Source organism: Nostocoides sp. (genome assembly GCF_037045025.1).
In the GTDB taxonomy this organism is placed as follows: domain Bacteria; phylum Actinomycetota; class Actinomycetes; order Actinomycetales; family Dermatophilaceae; genus Nostocoides_A.
This window is the reverse complement of sequence record NZ_JBAOHM010000014.1, coordinates 58,294-74,944: the sequence shown is the minus strand read 5'-3', so window position 1 is coordinate 74,944 and position 16,651 is coordinate 58,294. Positions and strand designations below refer to the sequence as shown.

1 protein-coding gene is annotated in these 16,651 nt (G+C 72.1%); it reads left to right on the top strand.

Going from position 1 to position 16,651, the window contains the following annotated elements; translation table 11 throughout:
- Positions 1 to 255 precede the first annotated feature (255 nt).
- The gene (locus V9G19_RS18995; protein WP_462286981.1) at positions 256 to 16,644 is read left to right on the top strand and encodes an SDR family NAD(P)-dependent oxidoreductase; all 16,389 of its coding nucleotides are present in this window, start codon (positions 256 to 258) and stop codon (positions 16,642 to 16,644) included.
- Positions 16,645 to 16,651 lie beyond the last annotated feature (7 nt).

Sequence of the window (16,651 nt, the reverse complement as noted above, 5' to 3'; positions counted from 1 at the left end):
CAACACCGCAGGTCAGGGCGTGTCAACACCCCGGGAGGGATCGGGACAGGTGCGCGGGTGAAATCGGCCTGGCCCCGCGGACAACCGCACGTGGCCAGCGCGAGAACGCCCGTGCTCCGTGCCGAGCCGAGCGGCGCTCTGGCACCGCCCTCGACGCGTGGGTGACCGACTGCGCGGCCCTAGCGGCTCTCCTTCACAGCAACGCGCGCAGCGCGGCGCCATGCGCTCACGCCAGCCGAACACGAAGGGCCCTCGATGACCGACTCGACCCAGCTGCTCGACTACCTCAAGCGTGTCACCGCTGACCTCGCGGTCACGCGCGAGCGCCTCGCGAGGGCCCAAGCACGGCCGGGTGCCCCCGCGGACAGCGCCGCGCAGCAGGACGACCCGATCGCCATCGTCGGCATGGCCTGCCGCTACCCCGGCGGTGTGCGCACCCCGAGCCAGCTGTGGAACCTCGTTCGCGACGAGGTCGACGCGGTCTGCCCGTTCCCTACCGACCGCGGCTGGGACCTGAGCACCCTGCAGGGCGGCGTCGATCACGGTGGCTTCCTGCAGGGTGCCGCGGACTTCGATCCCGAGTTCTTCGGGATCAGCCCGCGTGAGGCGCTGGTCATGGACCCGCAGCAGCGGCTGCTCCTGGAGACCACGTGGGAAGCACTGGAAGAGGCCGGGATTCGCCCGGAGTCCCTGCACGGTGGGCAGGTCGGCGTCTTTGTCGGCTCGGGCTTCCAGGACTACGAGCACGTTCTCGGCAACTCGCCGGAGGTCGCTGAGGCCTATATGACGACCGCGACGTCCGCGGCCGTGCTGTCCGGCCGGGTCTCCTACCACTTCGGTTTCGAGGGGCCCTCGCTCACCATCGACACCGCGTGCTCGTCCTCCCTCGTCTCCCTCCACCTCGCCGCCGAGGCCCTACACGCCGGGGAGGCCGAGTTGGCGATCGCCGGCGGCGTCATGGTCATGGCCACCCCGGCCCCCTTCGTCGCGTTCACCAAGCAGTCCGGCCTCGCTCTGGACGGCCGGTGCAAGTCCTATGCCGACGGCGCCGACGGCACCGGTTGGGGGGAGGGCGTCGGTCTCCTTGTGCTGGAACGCCTCTCGGCCGCACGCCGCAACAACCACCACGTCCACGCCGTCATCGCCGGCTCGGCGGTCAACTCCGACGGCGCCTCCAACGGGCTGACCGCCCCCAACGGCCTGTCCCAGCAACGCGTCATCACCGCCGCCCTCAACGCCGCCGGCATCACCACGGACGACGTCCAGGTCGTCGAGGGCCACGGCACCGGCACCCGCCTGGGCGACCCGATCGAAGCGCAGGCGCTGCTCGCGACATACGGCAAGAACCGCTCCGGCGACCCGCTCTATCTCGGCTCGATCAAGTCCAACCTGGGCCACACCCAGGCGGCCGCCGGAGTGGCGGGCATCATCAAGATGGTCGAGGCCATCCGCCACGGCGTCCTGCCCACGTCCCTGCACAGCGAGCAGCCGTCCACCCAGGTCAACTGGGGCGCGGGACGGGTCGCGCTCCTGGACCAGGCCCGCCCCTGGCCGCAGGTCCCGGTCCGCCGCGCGGCGGTCTCCTCCTTCGGGATCTCCGGCACCAACGCCCACGTCATCCTCGCCCAGGCCCCCGAAGCCGACGGCACCTGCTCGGCCACCGTTGCCCCCAACGGCCTCAACGGCCGTGTGCCGCTCCTCCTGTCCGCCCGCACTCCTGCCGGAGTCCATTCGCTCGCAGGCGAACTCGCCGCGTGCATTGGCGATGTCGCTCCCGCGAGTGCCGCTCGCGCGCTCGCCGCCCGCTCGCCGCACGCCGCGCGGGCGGTTGTATGGGGCAGCGCCCCCGAGGAGATCGCCGCCACTCTCGTGGCGCTCGCCGCGAGCGACCCGGCCGCCACCGAGAGCGACGCCACCGGCGACACCACGTCCAACGCGCTCCAGCCCGGGTCTGCGATCGGCCGGGCCGCAGCCGACACCGCTGCGTGCTCGGTTGTCATCGGCGACAGCGGGCCCTGGTGGATCGAAGTCGGCCGATCGCTGCTCACCGTGCCGACATTCACCCAAGGTTTGACCGGCGTGCTCCGTGCCGCGCTCACCACCTCGATCCCGGCGGCAGTCGGTGCATCCGCCGTGACCGAAACGGGGTCGGTCAGCACCGCGACGCTCGGAATCGCTGGGACGCCTGGCACGAACGCCTCAGCGACGGCGGCCGTCAAGGCGGTGCGCGACGCACTCGCGGGGACGAGCGGCATACCGGAAGATGACCGCTTGGGGGTGCTCGCCGTTGGTGTCGGCCTGATAAAGTCGTTGCAGGCGTGGGGGATCGCACCTGCCGCGGTCTCCGGATTTGGAGTCGGCGCGATCGCTGCCGGCATCGCCGCCGGATCGCTCTCCGTTGCGGAAGGCATCGCACTCCTTCACGGTGTCGCCCCCGAGGAGATCCGCAAACCCGACATTCCGCTCGCCTTCAACGGCTCGCCTTCCCAGGTCTGGGACCGCCTTGCGGCGTATCCAGCTGCCTCGGGAGCCGCCCCCGCCGCCGACCTGCCCGGCACGGTCGTCGCCGTCGGCTGCGCCGATCGACTGCCGGATGCCGTGACCGCGGCGGACCTACCGGCCGCGCTCGGCGAACTCTGGGTCCGCGGCGTCGATGTCGACTGGGACGCCATGATCGGCGCAGCCGACTGGCCATGCGAGTCTCTGCCCAGGTATCCCTTTGCGCACCAACGCTACTGGCTCGATGTGCCGGCCTCCGGAGACGCCGAGTCGCTCGGTCTCTCCGGGGTTCGTCACCCGGTCCTGGGCGCCCAGACCCTCCTCGCCGGAACCGACCAGGCGGTGCTGACCGGCCGGTTATCGCTGTCCAGCCACCCCTGGCTCGCCGACCACAAGGTCGGCCCGGCCGTCGTCTTCCCCGGCGCCGGCCTGGTCGAACTCGCCTTGAGCACGGCCCATCACGTCGGCGCCGCCGCCGTCCACGAACTCACCCTGTCGACCCCCCTCGTCATCCCCGCCCAGGGCGCGGTCCAGGTTCAGGTGGTCGTGAGCGGCGGCGCCGACGGCGACGTCACGATCTTCTCCCGCGGGGAAGACGACCCCGACTGGACCCAGCACGCCGAGGGCCGACTCAGCGCGAAACCGGCCGATATCGTTCGACCCCAGCCCCGTCCGGCCAGCGCCACCGAGTGCGACCCCGTCCAGCTCTACCACGACCTCGCCCAGGCGGGCCTGCCCTACGGGCCGACCTTCGCCTGCGTCCGCCGCGTCTGGAGCGAGGGCAACGTCGCCTGGGCCCAACTGGAGTTGCCGGAATCCGCCCGCACTCTCGCCGAGCGTTTCGAGATCCACCCCGGCCTCCTCGACTCCTGCCTGCACGCGGCGATGCTCACCGGGGCACTCACCTCCGGTGGCGGGGCGTTGCTGCCGTTCAGCTGGCGCGGCGTCCGGGTTCTCCACCCCGGCAGCACCTATGTCGAGGCCCGCATCGAGGTGTCCGGCGACAACACCGTCACGGTCGTCCTCACTGACCCGCCCGTCGGCGTGATCGCCGCGGTCGACGGGCTCATGCTCCGCGAACTCGATCCCGCCGCCCTCGACACCAGCACCGACGACCTGTACGCGCTCGCCTGGCCGGCAGCCGCCGACATCCCGGCAACCGATGGGGACGCTGTCGACTACTACGAGGTCACCCCGGGCGCGAGCCCCGAAGCCATTAGGTCTGCCGGCGCCGACCTGCTTGCCCGGTTGCAGTGCCGGACTCCCGATGATCCCGCCCTCGTCGTCGTCACCCGCTGCGCCGTATCGGTCGCCGACGAACCCGCCGACAACCTCGCCGGTGCCGCCGCTTGGGGCCTGGTCCGCGCCTTTCAGATGGAGTCCGAGGCCCCGGTCCGGATCGTCGACCTTGGCGCCGATGACCCGGTCAGGGTGGCCGGCGAGATCGGCCTCTTGCAGAGCGCCGTCCGTGGCGGCGCGGTGCATGTCCCCCGCCTTGTCCGTATGCCGCGGCTCTCGCTCCCGGCGGCCAGCGCCCCGGCCGACACCACCACCTCGGCCCGGGACAGGGCCGCGACCACCGGCGCCTGCCCCGACGACGCCTTCGCCTTCGGCGCCGGGCCGGTGCTCATCACCGGCGGCACCGGCGGCATCGGCCGCGTCGTCGCCGCCCACCTCGCCCGCGAGCACGGCGTCTCCACGCTGCTGCTCGTCTCCCGCCGCGGCGCCCACGCCCCGGGCGTCGACGAGGCACGCGCCGAATTGAATGCTCTCGGAGCCGAAACGATCATCGAGGCGTGCGACCTGACCGTCCGGGAGCAGGTCGAAGCCTTGGTCGCTGCGCACCGCCCGACCGCCGTCATCCACGCCGCCGGCGTCATCGACGACGCGCTGATCGCCGACCTGGACGAGACGCGCCTGGCCGCAGTGCTCGCGCCCAAAGCCGACGCGGCGATCGTCCTCGACGAGGTCACGCGTGCCCACGACGTCGACGCATTTGTCTGCTTTTCCTCCGCCTCCGGGCTGCTCGGCACGCCCGGCCAGGGCAACTATGCCGCCGCCAACGCCGTCCTCGATGCGCTCGTCACCCGGCGCCGTGCCGCCGGTCTGGCCGGGGTCTCCATTCCCTGGGGACTGTGGCGGATCGGCATGTCGCAGAGCCTGACCGACGCCGATCTCGGTCGGCTAGAGCGCTCCGGCGTCGGTGCCCTGTCCGGCGAGGAAGGATGTGCGTTGCTGGACGCTGCGCTGGCGAGCGGTCACGGCATACCGGTGCCGATCAAGCTCGATCCGCGCAAGCTCGTCGTCGGCGAGGTGCCCGACATTCTCGCCGGGCTGGTCCTACCGGCCAAGGCCAAACCGGCCCGGCGGGGCGCGTCGGCCGGCGCCGCGTCCGGGCTCCAGGCCGAGCTGGCCGCGCTAGAACCCGACGCCCGGCACGACTTCCTGCTGACCGTCATCCGGCGACAGGTCTCCACCGTCCTGGGCCACAACTCCGCGCTGAGTGAGGATCTCGCGTTCAGCGAGTTGGGATTTGACTCGCTCAGCGCCGTCGAGTTCCGCAACGCGCTGACCGCGGCGACCGACATCCGCCTTCCCGCGACGCTCGCCTTCGACTACCCGACTCCGGGCGACCTGGCCCGGCACCTGCTCACCGAGCTGAGCGCCGGGCTCGACGACCTCTCCGCGTCGGCCGGTGCCGCGGTCGCTGCGGCTGCCGGGGGCGCCGACCGCACGCGTGCCGAGGACGACCCGATCGTCATCGTCGGCATGGGCTGCCACTACGCCGGGGACGTCGACTCGCCCGCGGACTTGTGGGACCTGGTTGTCACCGGGCGCGACGCCAGCTCCGAGTTCCCGACCAACCGCGGCTGGAACCTCGAGCGCGTCTTCGACCCGACCCGCGAACGGCCGCACACGTCATACGGGAATCGTGGGCACTTCCTGCACGGCGCGGGTGATGTCGACCCCGACTTCTTCGGGATCAGCCCCAACGAGGCAGAGATCATGGACCCGCAGCAGTTCCTGCTGCTGGAGACCGCGTGGGAGTCGTTGGAGCACGCCGGGATCGACCCGCAATCGCTGCGCGGCTCGGCGACAGGTGTTTTCGCCGGGTTGATGTATCACGATCACGTCGCCAACAACTCCACCGGCGCGATCTTCTCCGGCCGGGTCTCCTACACGCTCGGCCTGACCGGCCCGTCGCTGACCGTCGACACCGCCTGCTCCTCCTCCCTCGTCGCCCTGCACGTGGCCAGCGACTCCCTACGCCGCGGTGAATGCGAACTGGCGCTCGCCGGCGGCGTGTCGGTGATGGGCACGCCGGAGGTGTTCGTCGAGTTCTCCCGGCAGAACGGGCTCGCGGCCGATGGCCGCTGCAAGTCCTATGGCGAGGGCGCCGACGGCACCGGCTGGGGCGAGGGCGTCGGTGTCCTTGTCCTGGAACGGCTTTCCGACGCCCGCCGCAAGGGACATCGGGTGTATGGCGTGATCGCCGGCTCGGCGATCAACCAGGACGGCGCCTCCAACGGATTGACCGCGCCCAATGGGCCTGCCCAGCAACGGGTTATCGGCTCCGCGCTCGCTGACGCCGGGCTGACCACTGCTGACGTCGATCTGGTCGAGGGCCACGGCACCGGCACCCGGCTGGGCGATCCGATCGAGGCTCAGGCGGTGCTCGCCACCTATGGTCAGGGCCGCGATGAGGCACACCCCGCGCACCTCGGCTCGATCAAGTCGAACATCGGACACGCCCAGGCTGCCGCCGGGGTCGCCGGCATCATCAAGGTCGTCGAGGCGATCCGCCACGGCATCCTGCCGAAGTCGCTGCACAACGACCAGCCGTCGACGCACGTCGATTGGACCGCGGGCGCCGTCGCGCTTCTCGGCGACAACGTGCAGTGGCCCGCCGATCGGGTCCGACGCGGTGGTGTCTCGTCGTTCGGGATCAGCGGCACCAACGCGCACGTCATCATCGAGCAGGCCCCCGCCGACGTCGCTGCACCGCTCCCGTGGGCCGCCACCGAGCGGATCACCACCGAGCGGATCACCAGCGAACGGACGACCACCGGTGTGGATTCGGTCGGTGCGATCGTCACCGAGTCGTCCGGTGGATGCGAATCACCCGCTGCCAGCGAATCACCCGCTCTCGCAGCTTTACCCACGTCGGGCCGCGGGTTCGCCGGGCTAGTTGCGGTGCCACTCTCGGGTCGTGCCTTCGGCGCCGTCACCGAGCAGGCGGGCGAACTTGCCGACCGATTCGGCTCGGAATCGATGAGCGTCGGCTTCACGCCGCAAGCCATGGGCGCGGACTCGGCCATCGTCATGGCCGCCTCAGTCGACGGCGATCTCGCCAGGGTGGCAGGCGTCCTCGCCGGTCGAACCGCCTTCGGGGAGCGCGCCGTCGTCTGGGCACCCGACCGCGCCACCGCCGCGGAACGCCTGGCGGCCCTCGCCGCGGCACCGGCTCCCGCCCTCGCCAAGGGCGCGGGCGTCGCCGCCGGGCGCATCCCCGGGACCGGTGCCCAGCTGTGTTACGTCTTCGGTGGTCAGGGCGGGCAGTGGCGCGGAATGGGCTCTGGGCTTGCCGAGCACGCCCACGTCTTTGCCGCCACGCGCGCGGCGCTGCTTGCCGAGATTCCGCGGGCCGTCGACTGGCTCGTCACCGACTGTGGCCTGACCGATCTGCCGGCGGACACGGCCACCCTGCTCGCCGACGTCACCGTGCTATTGACGAGCGAGCCGGACGTCACGCCGGGTGCACCGGAGGGCGGCGGCGCGGCGACGAGCGCCGCGGGCAACGGCGGAGCGAGCACGGATGACCCGGACCAGATCAGCACCCTCGTCACTCAGCTCGGCCTCTATGTCCACGAACTCGCTCTCGCCGACCAACTTGCCGCCTGGGGCGTCAAGCCCGCGGTCCTCGTCGGTCACTCGATCGGCGAGATCGCTGCCGCGACGCTGGCCGGCATCCTGACCCGCACCGATGCCCTCCGCCTGGTCGTCGCCCGCGGCTGGCTGATGGGCCGCCTCGGTGGCCTCGGCACCATGCTCGCCGTTCAGGCCACCGAGGCGGCCGTGACCCAGGCGCTCGCTGCGACCGGTGTCGAGGACCGGGCCGGCATCGGCGCGGTCAACGCGCCCACCTCGGTCGTCGTCTCCGGCCTGCGCGCCGCAGTCGACCAGGTCGCAGCACACTGCCGGGACAACGGCATCCGGCATGTCGAACTGCGCGTCGCGGACGGATTCCACTCGGTGGCAATGAATCCCGCCCTGGATGGCCTGCGTGCCGTGCTCACCAAGCTCAGCTTTACTGCTCCGAGTATCCCGCTGATCTCCACCGTCACCGGCCGCCCCGACGCGGGAGTTCCTGGCGAAGGCATGCTCAACCCGGAATACTGGGTCGAGCAGGTGCGCGGCGCGGTTCGCTTCCGCGACGCCGTCGAGGCGGCCGCGGCCGCCGGCGCAACGGTTTTCGCCGAGATCGGCCCCGACCGGGTGCTCGCGCCGCTCGTCGGCCAGACCCTCCCCGACGCGGTTGCCGTGCCGCTCGGCCGCCGTCGCGGCAACGAACCCGAGCTACTCCTCGCTGGAGTATCCACCCTGTGGGCCAACGGAATCGGCGTCACCTGGCGCGCGCTCATCGGCGACACCACCTGGCCCGCACTCGATGTCCCCACCTACCGTTTCCAGCGTCGCCGGTTCTGGTCCGACGCGTCGGAGTATGCCGCGGCCGCCACCTGGCTGCAGCTCCCCGCCGGCGACTCCCAGTCCCAGGGCCTGGAGAGCATCGAGCACCCCATCCTTACCGGTTGGCTCACCGCCCCCGGCAGCGGCGATCTCGTCGTCCTCGGCCGGATGTCGCTCACCGACCACCCCTGGCTGGCCGATCATGACGTCCTCGGCACCGTCCTCTACCCGGGCGCCGGGCTGGTCGAACTTGCCATCGCCGCCGGCGAAATCGTGGGCGCCGAGGTCCTGGTCGAGCTCGCGCTGCAAGCACCCCTCGTCATCGGCGCGGACCCGCTCGCGCTCCAGGTCGTCGTCGGCCAGGCCGACGCTCGCGGGGAGCGCTCGGTGAGCATCTTCTCCCGGCGTCTCGGAACCGCAGAAGCCTGGACCCTCCACGGCGACGGCGTCCTCGGCGCCGCCGCCACCGAGCCGAGCGGCCTCACCGCCTGGCCGCCGCCGGGTGCCAGCGAACTGCCGATCAACGCGGCATACGCCGGACTCCTGGAGCGCGGCTTCGCCTATGGCCCGACGTTCCAGGGCCTGCGGCGCGCGTGGACTTCTGCGGGAACGATTTTTGGGGAGGTCGCCCTGCCGGCCGACGCCCACGAACTGGCCGGCTCATTCAGGATTCACCCCGCCCTGCTCGACGCCGCCATGCACCCGTCGCTCGTTGCCGGAGCCGGCGGTGACCAGACGACCCTGCCGTTTGTCTGGCGCGACGTCAGCATCGCCGCCGTCGGCGCGACCGCGATCCGCGTGCGCCTGACTCAGCCCACCGAGGATTCGCTGTCCTTCGACATCGCCGGCGAATCCGGCCGCCCGGTTGCGCGCGTCGCCGCCGTCGTCGGCCGCCCGGTCACCTCCGCGCAGCTCGTCTCGGCCCGGATGGACGACCTCTGGCACGTCACGTGGCGTTCCTTGGGCGACCTGGCAACCACGAGCACGAACGTCGGCGCCGACACCGTGGTGCTTCCGGTGCGCTCCGACGCGGCGCTGCCGGTGCCCGCCCGCACCTATGCCGTGCTCACCGACACCCTTGCCCGGCTGCAGGAGCTACTTGGCCGGACCGACTGGAGCCGCTGCGTGGTCGTCACCCGTGGCGCCGTCGCCGTCGCTGGCGAGTCCGTTGCCCCCGAGCAGGCCGCCGTCTGGGGGCTGGTGCGGGCGGCCGAGGCGGAGAACCCGGGCCGCTTCGTGCTGCTGGATCTGCCGGCCGCCGAACCCGACCCAGGCACGGTCGCCGGCGCGCTCGCATCCGGCGAAGCCGAACTCGCTGTGCGCGCTGGCAGGGCATTCGTCCCGCGAATCGTCTCCAGCCCGGCCCCGGAGCCACGTGCGGAGGCCACGCTGGCCACCGGCACCGTGCTGGTCACCGGCGGCACCACCGGTATCGGCGCCGCAATCGCTCGTCATCTGGTTGACGATCTGGGCGTCACCGACCTCGTCCTGGTCTCGCGGCGGGGCATCGACGCCCCTGGGGCGGCCGAGCTGCAGGCACGTCTCGCCAACTCCGGTGCCCGGGTGCGGATCGAGGCCGGCGATGTCGCCGACCGCAACCAGGTCCACGATCTCGTTGCCGGGCTGCCCGATCTGACCGCCGTGGTCCATTGCGCCGGTGTCTCCGACAACGGTCTGATCACCGACCTCACCCCGGAGCGCATCGCGGCCGTCCTTGACCCCAAAGCGACCTCGGCGTGGTGGCTGCACGAAGCGACCGCCGGCCGTGAGCTGGCCGCCTTCGTCGCGATCTCCTCCGCCGGCGGCCTCACCCTGGCTGCGGGACAAGGCAACTACGCCGCGGCCAATGTCTTTGTCGACGCCCTGATGGCCCTGCGCGGGGCGCACGGGCTGCCGGGGACGGCACTGGCATACGGCTTGTGGGACCTGGCGACCGGCATGACCACCGACACCGATCTGGCCGGCGAGCGGATGTCCTCGCTCGGGTTCCCGGCGATCTCGCCGGCCCGCGGCCTAGCGCTGTTCGACGCTGCGCTCGCCAGCGAGCGTGCCGAACTCGTTGGTATGAGCGTCGACGTGCCGGTCCTGCGTTCTCGTGGCGAGGCATTGGCACCGGTGCTGCTCGACCTCGCCGGCACCGCCAAGAAGCCCGCTGCCCAGCCCGAGGCCGGCGACAGCGACGCCCTCGCGGAGCAACTCGCCGGGCTGGACGAGGACGACGCGCTTGCGGTGGTCCTCGACATCGTGCGCCGCCAGGTCGGGGCCGTCCTCGGTCATGATGACATTGATGCCGTCGCTGCCGACCGCGCCTTCGATGAGATGGGCTTCGACTCGCTCGCTGCGGTCGAGCTGCGCAACCAGCTCGGATCGGCCGTCGGGCTGCGCCTGCCGGCGACGCTGATCTTTGACTACCCCAACGCCGCCGCGGTCGCCCGCTTCGTGCTCACTCAGATCGAGCCGCGCGGGGTGACTCGATCCCTGCCCGCGTTGGACCGGCCGCGTCCCATCGCGGCGGCCCACGACGATGCGATCGCGATCGTCGGTATGGGCTGCCGGTATCCCGGCGGGATCAGCGCGCCCGCCGAGTTGTGGCGCGTCGTCGCCGAGGGCATCGACGCCATCGGCCCGGTCCCGACCGACCGCGGCTGGGATATGTCGACCTTCGACCCGCAGGGCGGCGAGGGCAAGTCCTACGCGGTTCAGGGTGGCTTCCTCGACTGCGCGGCCGACTTCGACCCGGCGTTCTTCGGCCTCGGCCCTCGCGAGGCGCTGGTCATGGACCCGCAGCAGCGGGTCCTGCTGCAGACCGCGTGGGACTCGCTCGAGCACGCTGGCATCGACCCGAACTCCCTTCGCGGCAGCCGGACCGGGGTATGGGCCGGGGTGATGTACCACGACTACGCGTTCGGTGCCGACGCCGCGGCGGCATCCGGTGGCAGCCTGATTTCTGGCCGGGTGTCCTACACCCTCGGGCTGGAGGGCCCGTCGGTGTCGGTCGACACCGCCTGCTCCTCCTCGCTCGTCGCGCTGCACCAGGGCAGCAGTGCGCTGCGGCTCGGGGAGTGCGATCTCGCGCTCGTCGGCGGCGTCGCCATCATGGGCACCCCGGGGATGATGGTCGAGTTCTCCCGGCAAAAGGGCCTGTCGCCGGACGGCCGGTGCCGGTCCTACTCCGAGAGTGCCGATGGCACCGGCTGGTCCGAGGGCGCCGGCGTCCTGGTTCTGGAGCGGCTCTCCGACGCCCGCCGCAACGGCCACCGCGTGCTCGGCGTCATCGCCGCGTCGGCGATCAACCAGGACGGCGCGTCCAACGGGTTCTCGGCCCCCAACGGCCCGTCACAGCAGCGGGTCATCGACGCCGCCCTCGCCGCCGCCGGCCTGAGCACCGCGGATGTCGACCTCATCGAGGGGCACGGCACGGCGACTCGACTCGGCGACCCGATCGAAGCCCAGGCGCTGCTCAACACCTATGGCCAGGGCCGCCCCGCCGACCGGCCCGCGTGGCTGGGGTCGATCAAGTCCAATGTCGGCCACACCCAGGCGGCCGCCGGCGTCGCCGGGGTCATCAAGGTCGTCGAGGCGATCCGCCACGGCATCCTGCCTCCGTCGCTGCACAGCGACTCGCCCTCGGCCCAGGTCGAATGGGACAGCGGCGCCGTCCGGCTGCTGCGCGAGTCTCGGGCCTGGGATGCCCTCGGCATGCGCCGGGGCGCGGTCTCGTCATTCGGGATCTCCGGCACCAACGCGCACGTGATCATCGAGCAGGCTCCCGAATGGGACGGCCCGCATCCGGTCGCTGACCCGGCAGGTTCGCCTGCCCCGACCACGTCCGTCGGCCTCGGCGGGTTGGTCCCGATCATCATCTCGGCGCGGGCGCCGGAGGCGGTTGCCGAGCAAGCCGGTCGGATCGCCGGCCATTTGTCGGCGCCGCTATCGCTGGCCCCGGCGAGCGCACCCGGAAGCTACGTCACTGCTTCCGCTGCGGAAGCAGTGACTTATCGCGACCACAAGAACTCCCACACGGAAAGCAGCACGCCGCCTGAGCTGACCGCAGCGCCGAACCTGGCCGATGCGCAACAGCTGGCCGCAGCGCCGAACCTGGCCGATGCGCAACAGCTGGCCGCAGCGCCGAACCTGGCCGATGCGCAACACCTGGCCGCGGCCATGGCGCGCCGGGCAATGATGCCCGAGCGGCTGGTCGTCTGGGGCCGCGACGCCGAGTCTTTGCGTGCGGCGCTGACCGCGGCCGGCGCGCCACCCTGCGACGAGCACGCCGTGGTGCGCGGTCGCGCACCCAGCACGGCCGTCACGGCGCCGGGCTGGTGGTTCGGTGACGACGCCGCCCGGCTCCGGGCGATCGCGACCGGTCTGAGCGACGTCGAGGCATTCACGACGGCGCTGGACGAGGTCGTCGCCGAGGCCGGCGATGGGGCCATCCCCGAGAACGAGCCGGTCCTCGTGCAGGTCGCCCTGGCCCGGATGCTGGAGCGCCTCGGCCTCAAGCCGCGCGCCGTCGACGGGACCGGCTTCGGCCTGGTCGCCGCAGGGGTCGTCGCCGGCCTGCTCGATGTCCCGGCCGCCACCGACGTCCTGGCCGGCAGCACGCCCACACGTGTCGGCACTGCCCGACCTCGGGTCGGCATCCCGCTGGACGCCGACACGACGGGATTCTGGGAAGCGGTCGCGGCTGGGACGCCGCCGGCGCGCGGCATTCCCGAGGAGGCGGCTGGCCCCTGGCTCGCTCTGGGGATGACGGCACCCGCGACCGGCGATGTCACGGCGAACGGCACCGACCTCGAACTGATCGCCGACCCCTCACCCGAGGCTCTCGTCGCCGGTCTCGCGCACTGGTGGGTGCGTGGAATCGACGTCGACTGGCGCGAGGTCGTCGGCCGGGACGTGACGCCCGATCTGGATGCGCCGACCTATCCGTTCCAGACGGAGAAATACTGGGTCCCGCCGGTCAGCCGCGGCGGCGTCCACGAGGATGAGAGTGACTATGCCGCAACGCATCCCGTCCTGAGCACGATCCTGCCTCAGGCCGACGGGCGCACGGTCATCCTCGCCGGAACGATCACCGCGCACGGCCCCGATTGGGTGGCCGACCACGAGGTCGGCGGCGAGCGGTGGTATCCCGGCACCGGGCTCGTCGAGCTCGCCCTGGCCGCCGGCCAAGCCGTCGGCCGGACAACGCTGGCGGAGTTGACGATTCACGCACCTCTGACCGTCCCGGACGCGGGCGTGTCCATCCAAGTGGTCGTCACCGACCCGGCGTCGGCGACGCCAGCCGTGGCCGTGCACTCGCGCGAACGCGGCGACACGGGACCGTGGACACTGCATGCCGAAGGCCGGGTGAGCACCGCGTCAGCGGCCGTCGCCGCTCCCGGAGTCACGCCCAGCTCGAGCGCCGAGCCGCTGGACGTCGATGGCCTGTATGCCATTCTCACCGAGCGTGGTTTCACCTACGGGCCGGCGTTCCAGGCGGTCACGGCCGCGTGGCGCGACGGTGCCGACATCATCGCCACACTCGAGCTTCCAATGGGAGCCGACCCCGGCAGCCACGAACTGCACCCCGTGCTGCTCGACGCGGCGATGCACGCCCTCGCGTTCGGCGGCATCGGGGCAGCGGACACTCCCGATGCCGCGCTCGTGCCGTTCGTCTGGGCGGGCGTCCGCGTCGGCGCGGCAGGGCACGCCACCCGCGGCACCGTCCGGCTGTCGCCCGCAGAGGGGATGGCCAACGCCGTCCGAATCACGCTCACCGACAGCAGTGGAGCCCTCGTGGCGGCGGCCGACCAGGTCGTGCTGCGCGCCGCCGCGCGCGCCCAACGAGACCTGTGGCGGATCGGCTGGCGCCCCTCGGTCACCCCGGCCCCGCGCTCGTATGCCGATCTGCTCGTCGTCGCGCCGGTCCTCCCCGACCACGTGGACCCGACGCGCTGGGTGCCGACGCTCTCAGAGTGGAACGGTGACCCGGTCGATCTCGTCCTCGTGCCGCCCGTCGCCGGCGAATCCGGCACCGCCGCAATGACGGCCACCGACTGGGTCCTGCGTCAGGTCGGCACGCTCGCCAGCGATCCGCACTGGCAGGACCGCCGAGCCGTCGTCGCCACCCGCTCGTCCCGGGCAGTGGAGCCGAACGAGAGCGTGGCCGTCGCCCACGCCGGCATCATCGGGCTGATCCGGGCGCTGCAGGCCGAGCAGCCCGGCCGCGTCGTGCTGACGGACGTCACCGCCGACCACGACCTCGCGCTCGCCGCCGGGTTGATCGGCGGCGACGAGCCGGAGACCGCCGTCCGTGACGGCGTCGTCCTCGTGCCGCGTTATGTCCCGGTCGCCGGACGGACCCCCTCCGACTCAGAACCCGCTGGCGACCAGCAGGCGTCCGGCACCGATGCCACGCCGACTAGCGGCAGCCCGACCCCGGCCACCCCGACCTCGGCCACCCCGACCCCGGCCACCCCGGCTTTGGGCACCCCGGCTTTGGGCACCGGAAGCTGCCTGATCACCGGCGGCACCGGCGGCCTCGGGCGGCTCTTCGCGCTGCACGCGGTCACGACGTGGGGCTACTCCGATATCGTCCTGGCCTCGCGCAGCGGCGAAAAAGCCGCCGGCGCAGCCGAAGTCATTGCCGACCTCGCCGATCTCGGCGCCACCACCCGGGTGGTCGCGTGCGACGTCGCCGACCGCGACGCCGTGCACGCGCTCGTCGCCGAGTTGACCCATCTGACCGCAGTCGTCCACTGTGCCGGCGGCTCGGCCAACGGCCTGGTCGCCGACCTCACCGGCGCCGATTTGCCACCCGCGTGGCGAGCCAAGGCCGACGGGGCCTGGTGGCTGCACGAGGCGACTCGCGAGCGGGCGCTGGCGGCATACGTGCTGCTGTCCTCCGCCGGAGGACAGGTGATGGCGGCCGGGCAGGGCACCTATGCCGCCGCCAACAGCTTCCTCGACGCTCTCGCCGAGCACCGGCGTGGCGTGGGGCTCCCGGCGACGGCCATCGCCTATGGCCTCTGGCGTGCCGAGACCGGCCTCAGCTCCCTTCTGCGCGAGCAGGATTGGGAGCGGCTGGAGCGCGGCGGGTTCCCGCCTCTCGACGCCGGCCATGCCCTCGATCTCCTTGATGCGGCACTCGCGGACAGCGCCCCGGTCCTGGCTGCCCTGGCGATCGATCGGGCCGGCCTCAAGACGCGGGCCGACCTGCCGGCGCTGGTGCGCGACTTCGCACCGACGACGGCGCGAGCCGCGGCCATCCCAACCGCGAATATCCCTGCGGTGCAAATCGACTCGCCCGAGGATGCGCTTGCGGTCGTGAGCGCAACCGCAGCCGAGGTCCTGGGCTTCGCCGACGCCAGCCGGATCGACGCCGACCTGGGCGTCCTGGAGCTCGGCTTCGACTCGCTCAGCTCGGTCGAACTGCGCAACCGGATCAACCAGGCCACCGGCCTCGACCTGGCCCCAACTGTCGCCTTCGACGTCGACTCCCTGAGAGGACTCGCCATGCTCGTCCACGAGCGCATCGTCGCCGGAGCCATCTCCGGTGGCCGCGCGGCCACGGCACAGCCGGCGGCAGCGGCCGAACCGGTGGCAGCCACCGAACCGGCGGCAGCCACCGAACCGGTGGCAGCCACCGCCGAGCCGACCCTCTTCGACCTGTTCACCGACGCCATCCGCCAAGACCGGATGGCCGACGGGATGGCGCTGCTGCGCACGGTCGCTGCCCTTCGCCCCGCCTTCACGGTCGACGATCCGCCGGCACCGGCCCGGGCGCTGCGGTATCCCACCAGACCCGACACCCCGCTGGACCTGATTTGCCTGAGCACACCGACCGTCGCCGGAGGCGTGCACCAGCAGGCTCGGCTCGCGCCGCTCGCCGCCGCCAATGTGGTCGCGCTCCCGACTCCGGGGTTCACCAAGGGCGACGCACTCCCGGCCGACCTTCCGGCCGCGGTGGCCGCGATCGCCGATGCTGTTTCCGGATGTCGCACGACGGGAAGGCCATTCGCCTTGCTGGGCTACTCCTCGGGCGGGCTGCTCGCGCATGCGGTGGCCGCCGAGTTGGAGCGCCGGGGCACCGACAGACCGTCAGGCGTGGTTCTCATCGACACCTACGAGATCGCCCACCCGGTCAACCAGTCGATCTTCGACATGATGGGCGTGGCGGTCGAGCAGCGGGCCTCGGTCCTGGGCGAGTTCTCGGCTGTCGAACTGTCCGCCATGGGCCGGTATGCCGCGATCCTCGCCGACTTCCAGCGGGCCCTCCTCGCCGCGCCGGTGCTCTTCCTCACCGCGCGCGACTGGTTCGGCGCCCAGGCCGCACCGGTCGCCGAGTGGCAACCCACCTGGCCTGGTGCGCACACCAGCGCCGAAGTCCCGGGCTCGCACTTCACGCTCGTCGAGGACGACGTGGCCACCACGGCCGAGGTGCTCAACGCCTGGGCGCGCGCGCTCGCCTGACCACCGG